This window comes from Asanoa sp. NPDC049573 (assembly GCF_040676615.1).
Classification (GTDB): Bacteria; Actinomycetota; Actinomycetes; order Mycobacteriales; family Micromonosporaceae; genus Asanoa.
The window spans coordinates 1-17,435 of sequence record NZ_JBFAPI010000002.1 but is presented as its reverse complement, the minus strand read 5'-3'; the positions used below and the strand labels follow the sequence as shown (position 1 = coordinate 17,435).

The window sequence follows — 17,435 nt, the reverse complement described above, 5'->3', positions numbered from 1 at the left end:
TTGGAAATCTAACCGCTCGGCGCGTCCCGTGTCGGAGTTGGCCGCTGCGTCGCAGGCGGGGGGTGTGTGGTTGGAGGCTTTGCTTTGCACCCCTGGAGGGAGCGGCCGAGCGGTTGGGCGCTTCCCACAAGGGTGCAGAGCAAGGCGTGCGCGGTGGTTGGTGCTGGGACGCGGACTTGGCAGCGGAGCGGTGCCCGGCGGGAGCGACGGTCGTGCCCCCGACGGGCCCGGGACAGCTTCTTATGCGCGGGAGACGCCGTCGCGGCGGGCGGCGTCGGCGACCGCGGCGGCCACCGCGGGTGCGACGCGTGGGTCGAGCGGCGACGGGACGAAGGCGTCGGGTTGGAGGTTGTCGGCCACGACGCCGGCGATGGCGTCGGCTGCGGCCACCTTCATGCCCTCGGTGATGCGGGTGGCGCGGGCGTCGAGGGCGCCGCGGAAGACGCCCGGGAAGGCGAGCACGTTGTTGATCTGGTTGGGGAAGTCGCTGCGGCCGGTGGCGACCAGGGCCGCGTGCCGCGCCGCGATGCTGGGGTGCACCTCGGGGGTGGGGTTGGCCAGGGCGAAGACGATGGCGCCGGAGGCCATTGTGGCCACCGCCGACTCGGGGATCTCGCCGCCGGAGACGCCGATCAGCACGTCGGCGCCGGCCAGCGCCTCGGCGATGCCGCCGGATCGGCGGTGCGGGTTGGTCATCGCGGCCATTTCGGCCTTCGCGACCGCCGCCGGCGCGGCCAGGTCGGGGCGGTCGGAGCGCAGGATGCCCCGCGAGTCGACGAGCAGCACCTCGGCGGGGTTGACGCCGCCCGCGACCAGCATCTTGGTCACCGCGATGCCGGCCGCCCCGGCGCCGCTGACCACCACCCGCAGGTCGGCGAGCTTGCGTTCGAGCAGGGTTGCGGCGTTGCGCAACGCGGCGAGCACCACGATCGCGGTGCCGTGCTGGTCGTCGTGGAAGACCGGGATCGGCAGCATCTCGTCGAGGCGGCGTTCGATCTCGAAGCAGCGCGGAGCGCTGATGTCTTCGAGGTTGATGCCGCCGAACGACGGTGCGAGCGCGGCGACCGTGGCGATGATGCCGTCGATGTCTTGCGTGTCGAGGCAGATCGGCACCGCGTCGACCCGGCCGAACTGCTTGAACAGGACGGCCTTGCCCTCCATCACCGGCATCGCGGCGCGCGGGCCGATGTTGCCGAGACCGAGCACGGCCGAACCGTCGGTCACCACGGCGACCGTGTGTGCGACCCAGGTGTAGTCGTCGACCAGGGCGGGGTCGGCGGCGATCGCCTCACAGACCCGGGCGACGCCGGGGGTGTAGGCCAGCGAGAGGTCTTCGCGGCTGGTCAACGGCACGGTCGAGGCGACCGCCATCTTGCCGCCGCGGTGCAGTTGGAAGACACGATCCTCATTGGGCTCAGTGTCCATGGGCTCTGTGGCCGTCATTGCGGTACTCCAGTTCGCGTCGAAAAGTGACAAACAGCCGGCAGAGAGGTGCCGGCTCGACGCGAGGTCAGCGGTGACCGGCGAAGCAAGCGGGGGTACCCGCTAAGTGTCGAGCATAGTGCTTGACCGGAGCCGACTTGGCCGCGGCCAGTAACGCAGTAGGACCCGGCCGTGCACGTCGGCGACGCCGTACGCGCGCGAGTCGTCGGTCACGAACTCGTTGTCGCCGCGTAACCACCAGCCGCCGTCCTGCTCCCGTACCGCCCGTTTGACCACCAGCAGGCCGGGTCGCGTGCGGAAAGTCGCGACGACGATGTCACCGGAGCGGATCGCGCGGCCGCCGCGCAGCACCAACAGAGCGTCACCGTCACGCAGGGTGGGCGCCATCGACGGACCCCGCACGAGAGCGGCGAAAAGTGACGCCACGAACGGACCTCCGCGACGTTTCGAGGCAGCACCGGGGGTAATGTCCTCAGCGAGGATCATCGTATGTCTTCCCGTGGAGGAGTCCTGATGCGACTTCCTAGTTTCCTTGCGCCGCGCACCGTCGTCAGCGCTCACTGCGACCTGCCTTGCGGCGTCTACGACCCGGCGCAAGCCAGGATCGAAGCCGAGTCCATCAAGGCGATCATGGAGAAGTACCAGGCCAACCAGGACCCGGTCTACCGCACCCGCGCCTTGATCATCAAGGAGCAGCGTTCCGAGCTGGTCAAGCACCACCTCTGGGTGCTCTGGACCGACTACTTCAAGCCGCCGCACTTCGAGAAGTACCCGCAGCTGCACCAGCTGTTCAACGAGACCACCAAGCTGGCCGGTGGCGCCGGCTCCAAGGAGTCCGTCGACCCCGCCGACGGCGACAAGCTGCTGGCGAAGATCGACGAGATCGCGAAGATCTTCTGGGAGACGAAGAAGGCCTGATCGGGCCCCTTCGACGCATGCACCGGCCGGCACCCCGCGTGGGGAGCCGGCCGGCGCTGTAGAGTCCGCGATCGAGGGGATGGCGAACCGGTGAGTCAGGTGACAAGTTCGGACACGAACGTCGACGACGACGTCGTGCTCCTCGCGGTGCCCGCGGACGGCGGCTACCTCGGGGTCCTGCGCACCGCGACGGCCACGCTCGCCGCCCGCCTGCAGTTCGCCCTCGACGAGATCGAAGACCTCCGCATCGCGGTCGACGAGGCCTGCGCGATGCTCCTGGTCGTCGCGACCCCCGCGGCCGAACTCGAGTGCCGGTTCGCGGTGACCGACGACGCCCTCCTGGTCGAGGTGACGGTGCCGACCGTCCGTGGCGCCCGGCTGCCGGCGGAGAGTTCGTTCGCCTGGAAGGTGCTGACGGCGCTGACCACGTCGGCCCACGCCGAGGTGCTCGACGGCCGGGCGACGATCCGCCTGATCACCCGCCGGATCGGGCGCTAGCCCTCCTGCCATAGCCGCCGCCTGTCGCGGCGTGGCCTGGTTGTCGGCGAGGTTTCTGGTTGTTCGCGAGCCTTCGGGGCCGCGCACCGCGCGCTCCGGATCGGTCTCGTGCGCGCCAGCGGCCAGCAGGCAGCGCACCTCTTCGCGGACGGGGTGGCGAGGTGGCGGCTAGAGGCCCGAAACGCCTTGCTGGCGGCCGCGGCGCTCCGTCAGCTTTCGCGGGCGGCGCTATCAGGCCCGGGCTGGCCCCGCCAGCCGGCAGGGCCCTGACCGCGCGGCTAACGCTTGCAAGCCGGCCTGGTGCTGTGCTGCCGGGCCGCCGAGGCGACAACGCGACTCCGGACCTGGTGTCCTGTTCAGGCCGCACATGTTTTGGCATGTAGTCACATGCCAAAACATGTACGCGCCGGCAGGCACCCGGTTTGGGGGCCGTCGCGGGTGGCAGTCCCGGCGGTGGGCCTGGTAGCGCGGGTTTGTGGCTGGAGTGACCGCTGTGCCCACGCGAACCTGAGCCGAGAGCGCCACCACCGCCACCGCCGGGGTTGGCCGGCGGGCCGGTGGTGGTCTGCACCACCTTCGGGATCGTGCCGTCGGCGCGCTCAAGCGGCGAACGGGGTTCGATGAACACGGCGGCCAGCGCTAGCCCCCTTGGCCCGCGTAATCCCCGAACCAGCGCTAGCCCCCTTGGCCCGCGTAATCCCCGAACCAGCGCAAGCCCCCTTGGCCCGCGTAATCCCCGAACCAGCGCTAGCCCCCTTGGCCCGCGTAGGTCGCGAACCAACGCTAGGCCCTCTGCTCGCGCAGGTCGCGCGGGGCGTTTGGCGCCGAGCCGACCTCGCGCTGGAGGTCGATTCCGCCCACCGGTCGCGGTCACGCTTGGCCGCCGAGCCCTGGCGCGGCTCTCATCTGCGCAGGGCCAGCGTCACGCCGCGGGCCCTCCCGCGCGACGGGCGACAACCCGGCTACGGGGGTCGGAGCCGGGCAAATGGAGCAGGTTACGGGCTGGCTGGATGCCCCAATCTCGGCTGGCGAGAAACCGGACTTTTAGGAGAGTTCAAATCGGACAAATGCTGGTTATAAGCAATGTGCAATCTGGTTGGTAAGGGTTAAGAAAGGGGTTCTTAAGGATCACTAAAGACTAGATCCACAACGGATTTTTTGTCCGTCAGCGCGTTTCCGTGCGGCCGGTAAAGTCTGCTCCGTTCCGCGGTGGCAACCCACGGAAGTTCGTCAAAGGAGTTTGATTCGATGTTCTCGGCAGCGCGTAAAGGCACCAGGCGGGCGCCGCGCACCTCCGGCGGACGCTTCGGCTTCCGGCGGCCCGGGCGCGCCCTCGTCATGGCCTTGACCACGCTCGGCCTCGCGGCCGCCGGCGTGGGGGTCGCGGTCGCGTCGTCCGGCTCGGTCACCGTGACCAAAGCGGGCACGGTGATCGATGGGCAGACGATCAACGGATATCTCTACGTAAAGGCTGACAACGTCACCATCCGGAATACCACCATTCGCTACGGTGGCTATCACTCGCTCCGGGTGTTCGACGGTTTCAACGGCACGCGCATTGAAGACACGAAGATCTTCTGCCAGGAAAGCAAGACCAACGGCATCGTCTTCGGCAACTACACGGCCGTCCGGGTCGAGCTGCAGGGGTGCCGCAACGGCTTCATGTACTCCGACGCGCTGCCCGCGACGATCATCGACTCCAGTTGGAACGGGAAGAAGGTCAACGTCAACGCGGGCGAGTCGCTGCCCACCGCGCCGGCCACGCCGACGCAGCCGACGGCGACACCGACCGCGACGCCTACTCCGACCGCGACCGCGAAGCCGCCGGCCCCGAAGCCGCCGGCGAAGCCGGTCGAGCAGCCGCCGGTCGCCGGTGGCCAGGGGCCGGGCATTCCGAGTTCGTTCCCCGGCCCGTCCAACACCGGTGTGCCGGACGGCCTGGCGCTCAAGGCCTCCGGTGGGCTCACCCTCTCGAAGGCCGGCCAGGTGGTCAGCGGGCTCGACATCAAGGGCTGCGTGACGGTCACCGCGAAGGACGTGACGATCCGCAACTCGAAGATCACCTGCACCAGCAACTACTCGATCAAGGTGAGTGACGCCAACGCCAACCTGCTCGTCGAGAACGTGACGATGGACGGCGCGGGCAAGAACTCGGCGACGGTTTGCTGCGGCGGCTACACGCTGAAGCGGGTGGAGATCTTCAACACCATCGACGGCCCGCGGCTGGGCGACAACAGCCAGGTCATCGACTCGTGGATCCACCACCTGACCCGGGCCGACGGCTCACACAACGACGCGATGCAGACCACGGCCGGCAAGAACATCGTGGTCCGGCACAACACCATCGAGGCCTACAACCCGAGCACCAAAGACCCGTTCAACGCCTGCCTGATGATCGGGTCGACGACCGGGCCGAGTGTCACCAACCTGCTCTTCGAGCAGAACTTCTGCAACGGCGGCAACTACTCGATCGGCGTGCGTACCGACCTCACCGCGTCGGGCATCGTGATCCGCGACAACCTCTACGGGCACGACTTCCGCTACGGGGTCATCGCCCGCACCACCCAGGCCGGCATCTCCTACGAGAGCAGCACCAACCTGTTCGCCGACACGCGTAAGCCGGTCAAGTAGCGAACCGCCCGACGCCGCCGGCGGGGTCCAGTTCGGACCTCGCCGGCGTTCGCGTCTGTCACAGCCGGTCGTCGAGGGTGGCCACGTCACCCTGGGCGGCGGCCCGCCCGATCCGCCCCTTGGCGGCGGGGTCGCCATACAACGCGTAGCGCAGGAACTCGGTCGTCGCGTCGGCCAGCACCTCGAACGACGCACCGTCGTCGCGCAGCAGGGTGGCGCCGTGATCACCCTTCGGGAAGGACAGCATCGCTTTCGGCCACGGCACGGCCTTGTAGGCCGCCTTGCCGGAGGCGTACGAAATCGTCTCGTCCCGCTCGCCGTGCACGAACAGCATCGGCGCGGCGGCACCGCGGAAGCCGGTGCCCGCACCTAACGCGTTGCCGGAGAGCACGATCCCGGCGTCGAGCCGCGGATCCCTGGCCAGCGTGAACATCCCGACGGTGGTGATACCGCCGGCGGAGTGGCCGGCGGCGGCGACCCGGTCGGTGGCGAGGTGCTCGAAGAAGGCGTCACCGCGGCGCCCGTCGAGGGCGAGCACCTTCCCGATGACGAACGATGCGTCGGCCGGCTGGTTGACGACGTCGAGCACGTCGTAGTCGGACGCCCCGCCGCTGGTATGCGGGTAGGCCGGCGCCGCCACGACGAACCCGGCGGCTGCCCACCGCCGCAGCAGGGGAGCGTAGTCGGCCGGCAGCCCACCGAGCCCGTGACTGAACAACACCACCGGGGACCGCCCGGCGCCGTCGGGGTAGTAAACGGTCGTGGCCAGCTTCCGCCCTTCCCGCGACAGGTCCAGTTCCCGGACGTCGACGTCGAAGGACCTGGTCGGGGCCTTGCCCTGGTACGGGGTCGGGCTCGCCGAGACGACGCCGGGCGAGGCGGCCGGCGTCCGAAAGACCGGCGTCACCTGCCGCGCGTCGGCACCGCACCCGGCCAGCGCGGCCGCACCCAGCACGGCCGCCAGCAGCCCGGCCGCGACCCGCCGCCGCGCCGAGCCCCCGTCGACCCGGCGGCCGGGCGTGTCATCGCCCCGGCGGGCCGGGGCGGTGGACCCGAGCGCGCCGGCCGCCGCGTCGATGGGCGCGGTGGTACCGGGCAGGCCGTTGTCCGAGGTCATTCGCCGACCCTAGCGTCGCTGGTCACGCCAGCTTGGCGGCCGGACCGGAGACGCTCGATAGTCAGCCGCAAAGGGCCTTGTCGGGGCCGAAGGTGGTGCGTAGCGGGCCCGGCGCACAGCGGGCGTGTTTGTCGCCGTCGAGGCGCCAGCGGAGGAACTCGGTGGTGGACGCCATGACCTCGGTGAAGCCTGGGCGCCCCGGGCTCAGGTAGGAGCCGTGGTTGAGCCCGTGCAGGGTCAGGAAGCCCTTGTCCCACGGGACGCGGGCGAAGACCGAGCGGCCGGTGGCGTAGGGGACCGTCGGGTCGGCGTCGCCGTGGATGAAGAGCATGGCCGCGGGCGGGCCGCCGAACTCGAAGCGGGGGCGGGCCCCGGCGATGACGATCGCGCCCTTCAGGCGGGGGGAGTGGCCCTGCTGGAACATCGCCGCCGCGGTGTAGGCGCCTCCCGAGTGGCCGGCGGCCACCACGTCGCGGGTGTCCAGGTGGCCGGCGAACAGGTCGCCAACCGTGGCGTCCAAACCACTCACGGCGACCACCGCGGCCCAGGCGTCGGCCGGCTGGTTGGGCAGGTCGTCGCGGGTGTAGCCGGGGGCGTCCTTCTTCGTGTGCGGGAACGCGGGGGCGATCACCACGAAGCCGGCGGCGGCCCAGCGGGTGGTCATCTGCACGTGGTCTTCCGGCCGGCTCTGCAGGCCGTGGCTGAAGATGACCAACGGGAAGCGGCCGGGGGCGACCGCCGCGTCGCGGGTCACCGCTCCTGTGCCGGGGCGGCCGGCGGACAGGGCCGCCGGGTACCAGACCGTGGTGGGCAGCGGTCGGTCCGGGCCGCGGGAGAGGGCCAGCGTGCGGACGCCCACCGGATAGGCGCCGGGCGCGTCGACCGCCGTGTCGCCGGGTGCGGCCGCTGCCGGGACAAATGCCGATATAGCGAACAACAGCAGCAAGGCGACCAATGCGAGTACGGACCGCCTTCCCCCCATGAGCACACGGTAAGTGCTGGGAACCGGACAGACGTCAGCCTTTTCGGTGTTTGGGGTGGTCGATGCGGTTCGCTAAGGTCGTTCGCATGTCTGACGACTACCGGGACCCGAGTGGCAACACGGAGGCGTTCCGCGCCTTCGCGAGCGACGACACGGCGTCCACCCCTGGTGCAACTCCCGCCCCGGCGGCCAACCGCATGCCACTGATCATCGGCGGCGCGGTTCTCGCCGTTGTCGTGATCGTCGTCCTGGTGCTAGCGCTCTGACGCCTTAACTCTCCGACCCCTCAACGAGGCCCGGCCACGACGGCGAGCGTCTGGCTGGCGATCTCCCACTCCTCGTCGGTGGGCACGACGCACACCGCTACCGGCGCCTCCGGTGGCGAGATGACGCGCGCCCCGCGTTCGGGCGAGTCGTTGCGTGCCGGGTCGACCGCGATACCAAGACGATCAAGACCGGTCAACGCGGCCGCGCGTACGGCCGGCGCGTTCTCACCCACACCCGCCGTGAACGTGATCGCGTCCAGCCGGCCCAGTTCGGCGTAGTAGGCGCCCACGTAGGACCTGATCCGCCGGCAGTAGACGTCGAACGCGAGCGCGGCCGCCCGGTCGCCGGCCGCCCGCCGGGTCAGCAAGGTTCGCATGTCGTTCACGCCGGCCAGGCCGGTGAGCCCGCTGCGGCGGTTGAGCAGGTTGTCGATCTCGGCGAACGGCATGCCGGCCACCCGATGCAGGTGGAAGATGATCGCGGGGTCGAGGTCGCCGCTGCGGGTGCCCATGACCAGGCCCTCCAATGGCGACAGGCCCATCGAGGTGGCGACGCTGCGGCCGCCCTCGACGGCGCAGGCGCTGGCACCGTTGCCGAGGTGCAGGGTGATCGTGTTGACCTCGTCGAGCGGCCGGCCGAGCAGCGCGGCCGTGCGTCGCGACACGATCGCGTGCGACGTGCCGTGGAAGCCGTAGCGGTGGATCCCGTAGCGCTCCGCCGTGGCGGCGTCGATCGCGTAGGTGCTCGCGGCCGGCGCGAGCGTGCGGTGGAAGGCGGTGTCGAAGACCGCGACCTGCGGGGTGCCCGGCAGGAGCGCCCGGGCGACCTCGATGCCCGCGAGGTTGGCCGGGTTGTGCAGCGGCGCCAGCGGCACGAGGTCGGCGATCGCCGCGAGCACCGCGTCGTCGACCAGCGCCGGCGTGGTGAACGTCAGTCCACCGTGGACGACGCGGTGGCCGACGGCGGTCAGACCCTCCAGCGGAAGGTCGGACATCACGGCGGCCAGCGCCTCGGCGTGGTCGCGCGGCGCGCCGGGCACCCGTTCGCCGATCTGCTCGACGACTCCGGTCGCGACCACGAGCGGCGCCGCCACCTCCCCGGCACCGCCCGGTGCGGCGGCGGCAGTGCCGGCGCCGGCGCCGGCCTGGGCGTTCGGCGGCACGTCGAAGAGCCGGTACTTGACCGACGACGAGCCGCAGTTGAGGACCAGGACGCGGGTCACCGGGCCGCTGCCTGGATCGCTGTGATGGCCACCGTGTTGACGATGTCTTTGACCGTGGCGCCGCGGGACAGGTCGTTGACCGGGCGGCGCAGGCCCTGCATGACCGGGCCGACGGCGACGGCGCCGGCCGAGCGCTGCACCGCCTTGTAGGTGTTGTTGCCCGTGTTGAGGTCCGGGAAGATGAAGACCGTCGCGTGGCCGGCCACCTCGCTGTCCGGCAGTTTCGCCGCCGCCACCTCGGCGTCGATCGCCGCGTCGTATTGGATCGGCCCCTCCACCGGCAACTCGGGGCGGCGGGCGCGGACCAGAGCGGTCGCCTCGGCCACCTTGTCGACGTCGGCGCCGCTGCCCGAGGTGCCGGTGGAATACGACAGCATCGCCACCCGCGGCGCGATGCCGAACGCGGCCGCGGTGTCCGCACTGGACAGTGCGATGTCGGCCAGTTGCGCGGCGTCCGGGTCGGGATTGACGGCGCAGTCGCCGTAGACCAGCACCCGGTCGGCGAGCAGCATGAAGAAGACACTGGACGCGACCGACACACCGGGTACGGTTTTGATCACCTCGAAGGCCGGGCGGATCGTCGCGGCCGTGGTGTGTGTCGAGCCGGAGACCATGCCGTCGGCCTGGCCGGCCAGCACCATCAGGGTGCCGAAATAGTTGGGGTCGGCCACCACGTCGTGCGCCAGGTCGAGGGTGACGCCCTTGTGTGACCGCAGTTGCGCGTAGGTGGCCGCGAACTCGTCGCGCCACGGGCTGGTCGCCGGGTCGACGATCGTCGCGCCGGACAGGTCGACGCCGAGTTCGCGTGTTCGGCGGGCGATGTCGTCCGCGCCGCCCAGCAGGGTCAGGTCGGCGACGCCGCGGCGGAGCAGGATCTCCGACGCGCGCAGGATCCGTTCCTCGGTGCCCTCGGGCAGCACGAGCCGGCGGCGGGCCGAGCGGGCCCGGTCGATCAGGTCGTATTCGAACATCAGCGGGGTGACCCGCGCGGAGCGCGCCACCTGGAGCCGGTCGGCAAGCGCTGCGGTGTCCACATGCGACTCGAAGGCGCCGAGCGCGGCCTCCACCTTGCGCGGGCTGCTGGCACTCGGCCGGCCCTCGATCCGGGACGCGGCCGCGATCGTGTGGTAGCTGTCGGACTGCACCGAACACACCGCGAGGCCGGTCTCGAGGCGGTCGATCAGCTTCATCACCCGCTCGTCGGGTCGCTCGCCGAGGGTCAGCATCACGCCGGCCACCGATACCATCCCGCTGGCGTGCGCGCTCGACGCGGCGAGCAGCAGGTCGGCCCGGTCGCCGGGGGTGATCACCAGGCAGCCGTCGGTCAGGTGGTCGAGGAACGCCGGCACGTGTGCGCCGCCGACGACCAGGTCGAGCACGTCGCGGTCGAGCGCGCGGGCGTCGCCGGCCAGCACCGTGGCACCCAGCGCGGTGGCCACCTCGCCGACCGTCGGTGCGGACACCGTCGGGACCTCGGGGATCACGTAGGCGGGGACCGGCAGCGTGGGCGGCGCGACACCGGCCGGCGCCCGGTTGGCGATCACCGCGAGCACGGTGGCGCCCAGGTCGGTCAGGCTGTGGTAGGCCGTGCTCATCGCCGACGCCGGGTCGTCGGTCTGCCCGTCGACCACGGCGACGGCCACGCTGCCCAACTCCGTCGCCAGCCGGGCGTTGAAGCCGAGCTGGCGCGGGTCGTCGCTGTCTTCCAGGTCGCTGCCGATCACCACCATCGCCGGCACCTGGCGCTCGACGGCGCGGTAGCGCTCGACGATCCGGGAGATCAGCTCTTCGCGCTTGCCGGCGGCCGCCAGCGCGCCGGCCTCGGCGTAGGTCATGCCGTGCAGGTCGGTCGCGGGCAGCGCGATGCCGTAGCGCTCGCGCAGCAGGTCGAGGATCGGGTCGTGCCCGGGTCTGGTGACCAGTGGCCGGAACGCGCCGATCCGACCGACCTGTCGGGAGAGCAGCTCGGCCAAACCGAGTGCCACCGTCGACTTGCCGCCACCTTCGCCAAAACCGGCGATATAGACACTGCGCCCCACGGACCCAACCTACCTAGCCGGGTCCGTGGGGCGCAGTGATCAGCGCGTCAGTCTTCGTCGTCGTCGAGGCGCGCCAGCCAGGTGGCGAAGCGCTCCATCGGCGTCTCGAACTCCGGGTTGTCGTCGACGAAGTCGCGGAGCCGGTCGGCGACCCACTCCAGCGACACCGTCTCGCCACCCCGGCGCTCGGTCAGCTCCTCGATCCCGCGGTCGGTGAAGTACACCGCCTCACCCTTCGGCCGGCCGGGGCAGTGCCGCCTCCACCAGCGCGCTCTGCTCGGCGTCGTGCAGGCGGGTCGAGCCGACCGACGGCGCCGCGGCCGCCGGGCGGGAGATCCGCCGCAGCCGCACGCCCTCGAGGTGCTCGAGCAGGTTGAGCGCGACGAACGACCAGGCACCCTGGTTGGCCGGCTCTTCCTGGACCCAGGCGAAGTCGACCGCGTTGGGGAACTGCGCCAGCGCCGCCTTGACCTCGTCGACCGGGAGCGGGTAGAGCTGCTCCATCCGCACCAGCGCGGTGTCGGTGATCTTCCGGTCGGCGCGGGCCTGCACCAGGTCGTAGTAGAGCTTGCCGGAGCACAGCAGCACCCGCCGCACCCCGGCCGGGTCGAGCCCGCTGGTGTCGGGGATGACGGGCTGGAATGTGCCGGTGGTGAAGTCTTCGACCGCCGAGACGACCAGCTTGTGCCGCAGCAGCGACTTGGGCGTGAAGACCACCAGCGGCTTGCGCTTCGGTGAGAGGGCCTGCCGGCGCAACAGGTGGAAGTAGTTGGCCGGGGTGGTCGGGATGGCCACCCGCATGTTGTCTTCGGCGCACATCTGCAGCCAGCGCTCGGGCCGGCCGGACGTGTGGTCGGGACCCTGGCCCTCGTGGCCGTGCGGGAGCAGCAGCGTCAGCGCCGACTGCTGGCCCCACTTGACCTCGCCCGAGGTGACGAACTCGTCGATCACCGACTGGGCACCGCTGGCGAAGTCGCCGAACTGGGCTTCCCAGAGCACCAGCGCCTCGGTGTTCTCCACCGAGTAGCCGTACTCGAAGCCCATCGCCGCGTACTCGGAGAGCAGCGAGTCGTGGATGAAGAGCCGGGCCCGGTCCTTGGTGAGGGTGTTGAGCGGTAGGAAGTCTTTGCCGGTGTCGGCGTCGACGACCGAGGCGTGCCGCTGCACGAACGTGCCGCGCCGCGAGTCTTGCCCGGCCAGCCGGACCGTCAGCCCGTCGGCCAGCAGCGTGCCGAACGCGATGATCTCGCCGAAGCCCCAGTCGATGTGACCCTCGACGGACATCTTGTGGCGCCGGTCGAGCAGTTGCTGGAGCCGCTTGTGCGGGGTGAAGCCCTCCGGCAGGTTGACGTGTGCCTCGCCGACCGCGCGGACCGCCTCGACCGTGACGGCGGTCTCGACCGCCGGCTCCGGCTCGGGCTGGCGGCTGCGGACCGGCCGGGTGCCGCTGGCCGCCGCGTCGCGGGTCGCCTTGAACACCTGCTCGAGCTGGGCCTGGTAGTCGCGCAGCAGCTCTTCGGCGTCTTCGACGGTGATGTCGCCGCGACCGATCAGCTCCTCGGTGTAGAGCTTCCGGACCGAGCGCTTCTGGTCGATGATCGCGTACATCAGCGGGTTGGTCATCGAGGGGTCGTCGCCCTCGTTGTGCCCGCGCCGCCGGTAGCAGACCAGGTCGATGACCACGTCCTTGTTGAACGCCTGGCGGTATTCGAACGCCAGCCGGGCGACCCGGACGACGGCCTCGGGGTCGTCGCCGTTGACGTGGAAGATCGGCGCCTGGATCATCCGGGCGACGTCGGTCGAGTAGAGCGACGAGCGCGAGTATTCCGGCGCGGTGGTGAAGCCGACCTGGTTGTTGACCACGACGTGCACGGTGCCGCCGGTGCGGTAGCCGCGCAGCTGCGACAGGTTGAGCGTCTCGGCGACCACGCCCTGGCCCGCGAACGCCGCGTCGCCGTGGATGGCCAGCGGTAGGACGGTGTAGCCCTCCAGCTTGAGGTCGATGCGGTCCTGCTTGGCCCGCACGATGCCCTCCATCACCGGGTCGACGGCTTCGAGGTGCGACGGGTTGGCGGTCACCGAGACGCTGATCGCGTGCTCACCGTCGGGCGTCGTGAACTTGCCGTTCTGGCCGAGGTGGTATTTCACGTCGCCGGAGCCGTGCGCCGACTTCGGGTCGATGTGCCCCTCGAACTCGGAGAAGATCTTCTCGTAGGGCTTGCCGACGATGTTGGCGAGCACGTTGAGCCGGCCGCGGTGGGCCATGCCGATCACGACCTCGTCGAGGTCGCTCTCGGCGGCGGTCTGCAGCACCTCGTCGAGCAGCGGGATCAGTGACTCGCCACCTTCGAGCGAGAAGCGCTTCTGGCCCACGTACTTCGTCTGCAGGAAGGTTTCGAACGCCTCGGCCGCGTTGAGCCGGTTGAGGATGTGCTTCTGCTCCTCCGGCGTCGGCTTCTCGTACTTCCGCTCTATCCGGTCCTGGATCCAGCGCCGCTCTTCCGGGTCCTGGATGTGCATGTATTCGATGCCGACCCGGCGGCAGTAGCTGTCGCGCAGGACGCCGAGGATGTCACGCAGCTTGAGCGTCTGCTTGCCCGCGAAGCCGCCGACCGGGAAGCTGCGGTCGAGGTCCCACAGGGTCAGGTCGTGCTGCAACACGTCGAGGTCGGGGTGGCGGCGCATCTTGAACTCGAGCGGGTCGGTGTCGGCCATCAGGTGCCCGCGCACCCGGTAGGCGTGGATCAGCTCGATCACCCGCGCGGTCTTGTCGATCGCGCCCTCGGAGCTGACCGCGACGTCGCGCATCCAGCGGACCGGCTCGTAGGGGATCCGCAGCGAGGTGAAGATCTGGTCGTAGAAGCCGCGCTCGCCGAGCACCAGCTCGTGGATCGCCTTGAGGAACTCGCCGGACTGCGCACCCTGGATGATCCGGTGGTCGTAGGTGCTGGTCAGCGTAATGATCTTGCTGACGGCCAGGTCGGCCAGCCGCTCCTCGGACATGCCGGCGTACGGGGCCGGGTATTCCATCGCGCCGACGCCGATGATCGTGCCCTGACCGACCATCAGCCGGGGCTGCGAGTGCACGGTGCCGATGCCGCCGGGGTTGGTCAGCGAGATCGTCGTGCCGGCGTAGTCGTCCATGGTCAACTCGTTGCGCCGGGCCCGCCGCACGATGTCTTCGTAGGCCTGCCAGAACTGCCGGAAGTCCATGGTCTCGGCGCCCTTGATCGACGGCACGACCAGCGTGCGGGTGCCGTCGGGACGCTTGAGGTCGATCGCGATGCCCAGGTTGACGTGGTTGGGCTGGACGACCGCGGGCTTGCCGCCGACCTCGGTGAACGAGTTGTTCATCTCCGGGATCTCGCGCAGCGCGCGGACCATGGCCCAACCGATCAGGTGGGTGAAGGAGACCTTGCCACCCCGGCCGCGGGCCAGGTGGTTGTTGATCACGATGCGGTTGTCGACCAGGAGCTTCGCGGGCACGGCCCGGACGCTGGTCGCGGTCGGGACCGCGAGCGAGGCGTCCATATTTTGGACGATGCGCGCGGCCACGCCACGCAGGGGGGTGGTCTCGGCAGCCTTGTCTGATACGGGCGCCGCCTCCGACTTGGCGGGAGGAGAAGTCTTGGCCGGGGCCGGGGTGGTGGCGCGCGGCTGCGCCGGGGCCTTCACGGCCTTCGCGCCGGTTTCCACCTTGCCGTCACTCTTCGCAGTTGCCGGGGTCTTGGCAGCGGGCTTCGCGTCGGTCGCGCGGGGCTCGGGGGAGGTGGCCGCACCGGGGGCGTCGGTGCCGGCACGGGCCGCGCTCTGCTTCGCGGTCGCGGCGGTGGCCTGGGTGGGCGACGAGCCGTCACCGTCGGGGCGATAGTCGGCGAAAAAGTCGTGCCACGCCGGGTCTACGCTCTTCGGATCCGCGAGATAGCGCTGGTACATCTCGTCGACGATCCACTCGTTGGGGCCGAAACCCGCCAGTGGGTTCTCGGATGTCTGCTGGCTCGACACGGCCGGTAATCGCCTCTTCCGCGCGCTGTGTGTATGTGTGAGAAGTCGAATCCAAGGCTACGCCGCGCGACATGGACGGCCGTCGCCGACGTCCGTCCGTGTCACGTCTCACAGGTTAAAACGCGGGAAGGTCGTTAGGAGATGTCGCGCGTGCGTGTGATCAGGGTGCCGATCGCGCCGGTGACGACGGCCCAGGCCACCAGGATCACCCCGCCGACCCAGTAGGACGGCTGGTCGGGCAGGTCGGTGCCGGCGACCATCAGGCCGGATGCGATCGACGGCAGTGCGTATTGCACATCCTTGATCCACGGCTGGTCGAGCGACTGGGAAAGCAGCGTGAACAAAAAGCCGACGATCGCGGTGCCGAGCACGTAGGCCAGCACCGCTGTGACGGTTGCCGCGATCTGGCTGCGCATCAACACGCCGATCCCGACACCGAAGATCCCCCAGAGCAGGTAGGCCAGGCCGTTGAGCAGGATGGCCCGCTGCACGGACGAGTCGCCGAGGTGACTCGACATGTTCTCGGTCTGGAAGAAGATCATCGTGGCCGGGATGTCGAGCGCGGTCGTGATCAGCCAGAACAGCACTCCGATGATCGAGGCCACGCCCAGCTTGGCGCTGATCACCGAGGTGCGGTGCGGCGTCGCCAGGAACGTCGCGGTCGCGGTCTGGTGGTGGAACTCGTTGGTGACCATCAGAATGCCGAGCACCACCACGAACAACAGGCCGCAGAACTGGCCCGACGTGTAGAGGTTGGCCGCCTGGTAGACCTGGTCGCTGACGGCCGCCAGGTTGGCCGCGTCTTCCGGCGACATGTCGGTCGGCGGCGCCTGGGTCAGCGTGAAGTGTGCGAACAGCGCGTTGAGCGCGAACGTCGCGGCCCAGGTCACGACCGCGCCCAGGGCGAAGAGCCACCACGTGTTGGTGGTCAGCAGCTTGCGGAACTCGGCCTTGACCAGCCTCATCGGATGCCCGCCTTTCCGGCCGTGAGCTCCAGGAACACGCCTTCGAGGTCGGGGCGCTCGGGGGTCAACTCGTGCAACTCGACGCCGGCGGCCAGCGCGGCCTTGCCCACCGCGGGGGCCTCGACGCCGGTGATCAGCAGCGTGCCGTCGGCCCGCGGGGTTACGGCCGTGCCGGGGATGCCGGCCAGTGCCGTGGTCAGCGCCTCGGCCTGCGGCGTGCGGACCCGGACGTGTGCCGAGGTGGACATCGACGCCAGCACCTCGCCGACCGGGCCCTGCCGGACCAGCTTGCCGGCCGCGATGATCACGATGTCGTCGGCCAGCAGCTCCATCTCGGAGAGCAGGTGGCTGGAGACCAGCACGGTGCGGCCCTGCTTGGCCAGACCCTGGAGGAAGCCGCGCATCCAGCGGATGCCCTCGGGGTCGAGGCCGTTGGCGGGCTCGTCGAGGATCAGCACCTTCGGGTCGCCGAGCATCGCGGCCGCGATGCCCAGCCGCTGGCGCATGCCGAGCGAGTAGCCCTTGAACTTGCGCTTGGCCGCCGGCGTGAGGCCGACCAGCTCGAGCACCTCGTCGGCCCGCTGGTCGGGGAGCCCGGCCGCGGCGCAGAGCACCCGCAGGTGGTTGCGGCCCGTGCGGCCGCGGTGAGCGGCCGACGCCTCGAGCACCGCGCCGACGGTGCGCACCGGGTCGGTCAGGTCGGCGTAGCGGCTGCCGCCGATGGTGGCCGTGCCGGCCGTGGGTGTCACCAGGTTGAGCAGCATGCGCAGCGTGGTGGTCTTGCCGGCCCCGTTGGGGCCGAGGAAGCCGGTGACCCGGCCCGACTGAACGGTGAACGAGAGTCCGTCGACGGCGAGCAGATTCTTATAGCGTTTGGTGAGACCGGAGACCGCTATCTGGCCGTCGGACATCTCACTCCCTTCCCCCCAAGGTGGCGTGGCCGCCACACCATACCGGTGAGCTGTGTCGAGCCGCCGCCCTTAAATGGCGATCCAGGTGGCCCGGGCGTGTGCCAACAGTTCGCCGCCGGCCGAGTAGAGGGCGGTGTGCACGGCGGCTTTGCGGCCCTCGGTCGTCGCGAGCGATCCGACCACCACGTTGTCGCTGCCCGGGGCCGGTAGCTCGGTGATCACCGCGGCCATCCGGCCCAGCACGTAGGCCCGGCCGGGTGAGAGCACCGACCAGCCGCCGGGGCAGTCCAGGGCCGCCCAGACCGTCGCCGGACGCACCTCGGCCGGCGCCGCGAACGGTGCCGCGACCACGTCGCCGACCGGGCCGGGAAAGATCCGGAGCCCGTCGGCGCGCTCCGGGCCGCAGACGTAGCAGGTCGGGAACGGGTGGTCGGTGA

At 70.3% G+C, this 17,435-nt stretch carries 14 protein-coding genes and 1 pseudogene; 4 read left to right on the top strand and 11 right to left on the bottom strand.

From position 1 onward, the window contains the following. Positions 1 to 240: 240 nt before the first annotated feature. Positions 241 to 1,443, bottom strand: a complete 1,203-nt coding sequence (locus AB0J74_RS03665) for an NADP-dependent malic enzyme (protein ID WP_363444142.1) — start codon at positions 1,441 to 1,443, stop codon at positions 241 to 243. Between the two features lie 102 nt (positions 1,444 to 1,545). Continuing rightward, a complete protein-coding gene (locus AB0J74_RS03660) occupies positions 1,546 to 1,869 on the bottom strand; it encodes a S24/S26 family peptidase (protein WP_363444139.1) in 324 nt (107 codons plus the stop codon). 87 nt (positions 1,870 to 1,956) lie between these two features. Between AB0J74_RS03660 and sodN the strand changes: the two genes are divergently transcribed. The 3 genes from sodN to AB0J74_RS03645 all read left to right on the top strand — a co-directional run bounded on the left by sodN (position 1,957) and on the right by AB0J74_RS03645 (position 5,490). After that, positions 1,957 to 2,361: a superoxide dismutase, Ni gene (sodN, locus tag AB0J74_RS03655; RefSeq protein ID WP_363444136.1), complete on the top strand. Its 405-nt coding sequence runs from the start codon at positions 1,957 to 1,959 to the stop codon at positions 2,359 to 2,361. Between the two features lie 90 nt (positions 2,362 to 2,451). Continuing rightward, complete coding sequence (locus tag AB0J74_RS03650; protein WP_363444133.1) at positions 2,452 to 2,859, top strand: anti-sigma regulatory factor; 408 nt, start codon at positions 2,452 to 2,454, stop codon at positions 2,857 to 2,859. Between the two features lie 1,248 nt (positions 2,860 to 4,107). Beyond that, positions 4,108 to 5,490, top strand: a complete 1,383-nt coding sequence (locus AB0J74_RS03645; protein WP_363444130.1) for a hypothetical protein — start codon at positions 4,108 to 4,110, stop codon at positions 5,488 to 5,490. 58 nt (positions 5,491 to 5,548) lie between these two features. Here AB0J74_RS03645 and AB0J74_RS03640 read toward each other — a convergent pair whose 3' ends face one another. Continuing rightward, on the bottom strand, positions 5,549 to 6,607 hold the full coding sequence (locus AB0J74_RS03640; RefSeq protein ID WP_363444127.1) for a chlorophyllase: 1,059 nt from the start codon (positions 6,605 to 6,607) through the stop codon (positions 5,549 to 5,551). Between the two features lie 61 nt (positions 6,608 to 6,668). Continuing rightward, the gene (locus tag AB0J74_RS03635; protein WP_363444124.1) at positions 6,669 to 7,589 is read right to left on the bottom strand and encodes an alpha/beta hydrolase; all 921 of its coding nucleotides are present in this window, start codon (positions 7,587 to 7,589) and stop codon (positions 6,669 to 6,671) included. Positions 7,590 to 7,675: 86 nt separating this feature from the next. Here AB0J74_RS03635 and AB0J74_RS03630 point away from each other — a divergent pair, with 86 nt between their 5' ends. Further along, positions 7,676 to 7,855, top strand: coding sequence for a hypothetical protein (locus AB0J74_RS03630; protein WP_363444121.1), 180 nt, complete (start codon positions 7,676 to 7,678; stop codon positions 7,853 to 7,855). A gap of 20 nt (positions 7,856 to 7,875) precedes the next feature. On the opposite strand, the gene AB0J74_RS03625 is transcribed toward AB0J74_RS03630, so the two are convergent. From AB0J74_RS03625 to AB0J74_RS03595, 7 genes and pseudogenes are all read right to left on the bottom strand, one after another. Beyond that, positions 7,876 to 9,078 carry an acetate kinase gene (locus tag AB0J74_RS03625; protein WP_363444118.1) on the bottom strand — a complete coding sequence of 401 codons (1,203 nt, stop codon included), beginning with the start codon at positions 9,076 to 9,078 and terminating at the stop codon, positions 7,876 to 7,878. Then, positions 9,075 to 11,117: a phosphate acetyltransferase gene (gene pta / locus AB0J74_RS03620; protein WP_363444115.1), complete on the bottom strand. Its 2,043-nt coding sequence runs from the start codon at positions 11,115 to 11,117 to the stop codon at positions 9,075 to 9,077. Before pta ends, AB0J74_RS03625 begins: the two co-directional genes overlap by 4 nt. 47 nt (positions 11,118 to 11,164) lie before the next feature. Then, positions 11,165 to 11,341: a DUF6104 family protein gene (locus AB0J74_RS03615; protein WP_363444112.1), complete on the bottom strand. Its 177-nt coding sequence runs from the start codon at positions 11,339 to 11,341 to the stop codon at positions 11,165 to 11,167. A 4-nt stretch (positions 11,342 to 11,345) separates the two neighbouring features. Next, complete coding sequence (locus tag AB0J74_RS03610; RefSeq protein ID WP_363444109.1) at positions 11,346 to 15,122, bottom strand: multifunctional oxoglutarate decarboxylase/oxoglutarate dehydrogenase thiamine pyrophosphate-binding subunit/dihydrolipoyllysine-residue succinyltransferase subunit; 3,777 nt, start codon at positions 15,120 to 15,122, stop codon at positions 11,346 to 11,348. A 134-nt stretch (positions 15,123 to 15,256) separates the two neighbouring features. Then, complete coding sequence (locus tag AB0J74_RS03605; RefSeq protein ID WP_363444107.1) at positions 15,257 to 16,087, bottom strand: ABC transporter permease; 831 nt, start codon at positions 16,085 to 16,087, stop codon at positions 15,257 to 15,259. Beyond that, a complete protein-coding gene (locus tag AB0J74_RS03600) occupies positions 16,084 to 16,998 on the bottom strand; it encodes an ABC transporter ATP-binding protein (RefSeq protein ID WP_363444104.1) in 915 nt (304 codons plus the stop codon). The genes AB0J74_RS03605 and AB0J74_RS03600 overlap by 4 nt, the downstream gene beginning before the upstream one ends. 69 nt (positions 16,999 to 17,067) lie before the next feature. Then, positions 17,068 to 17,435 (bottom strand): annotated as a pseudogene (locus AB0J74_RS03595) (hypothetical protein); the annotation flags it as partial.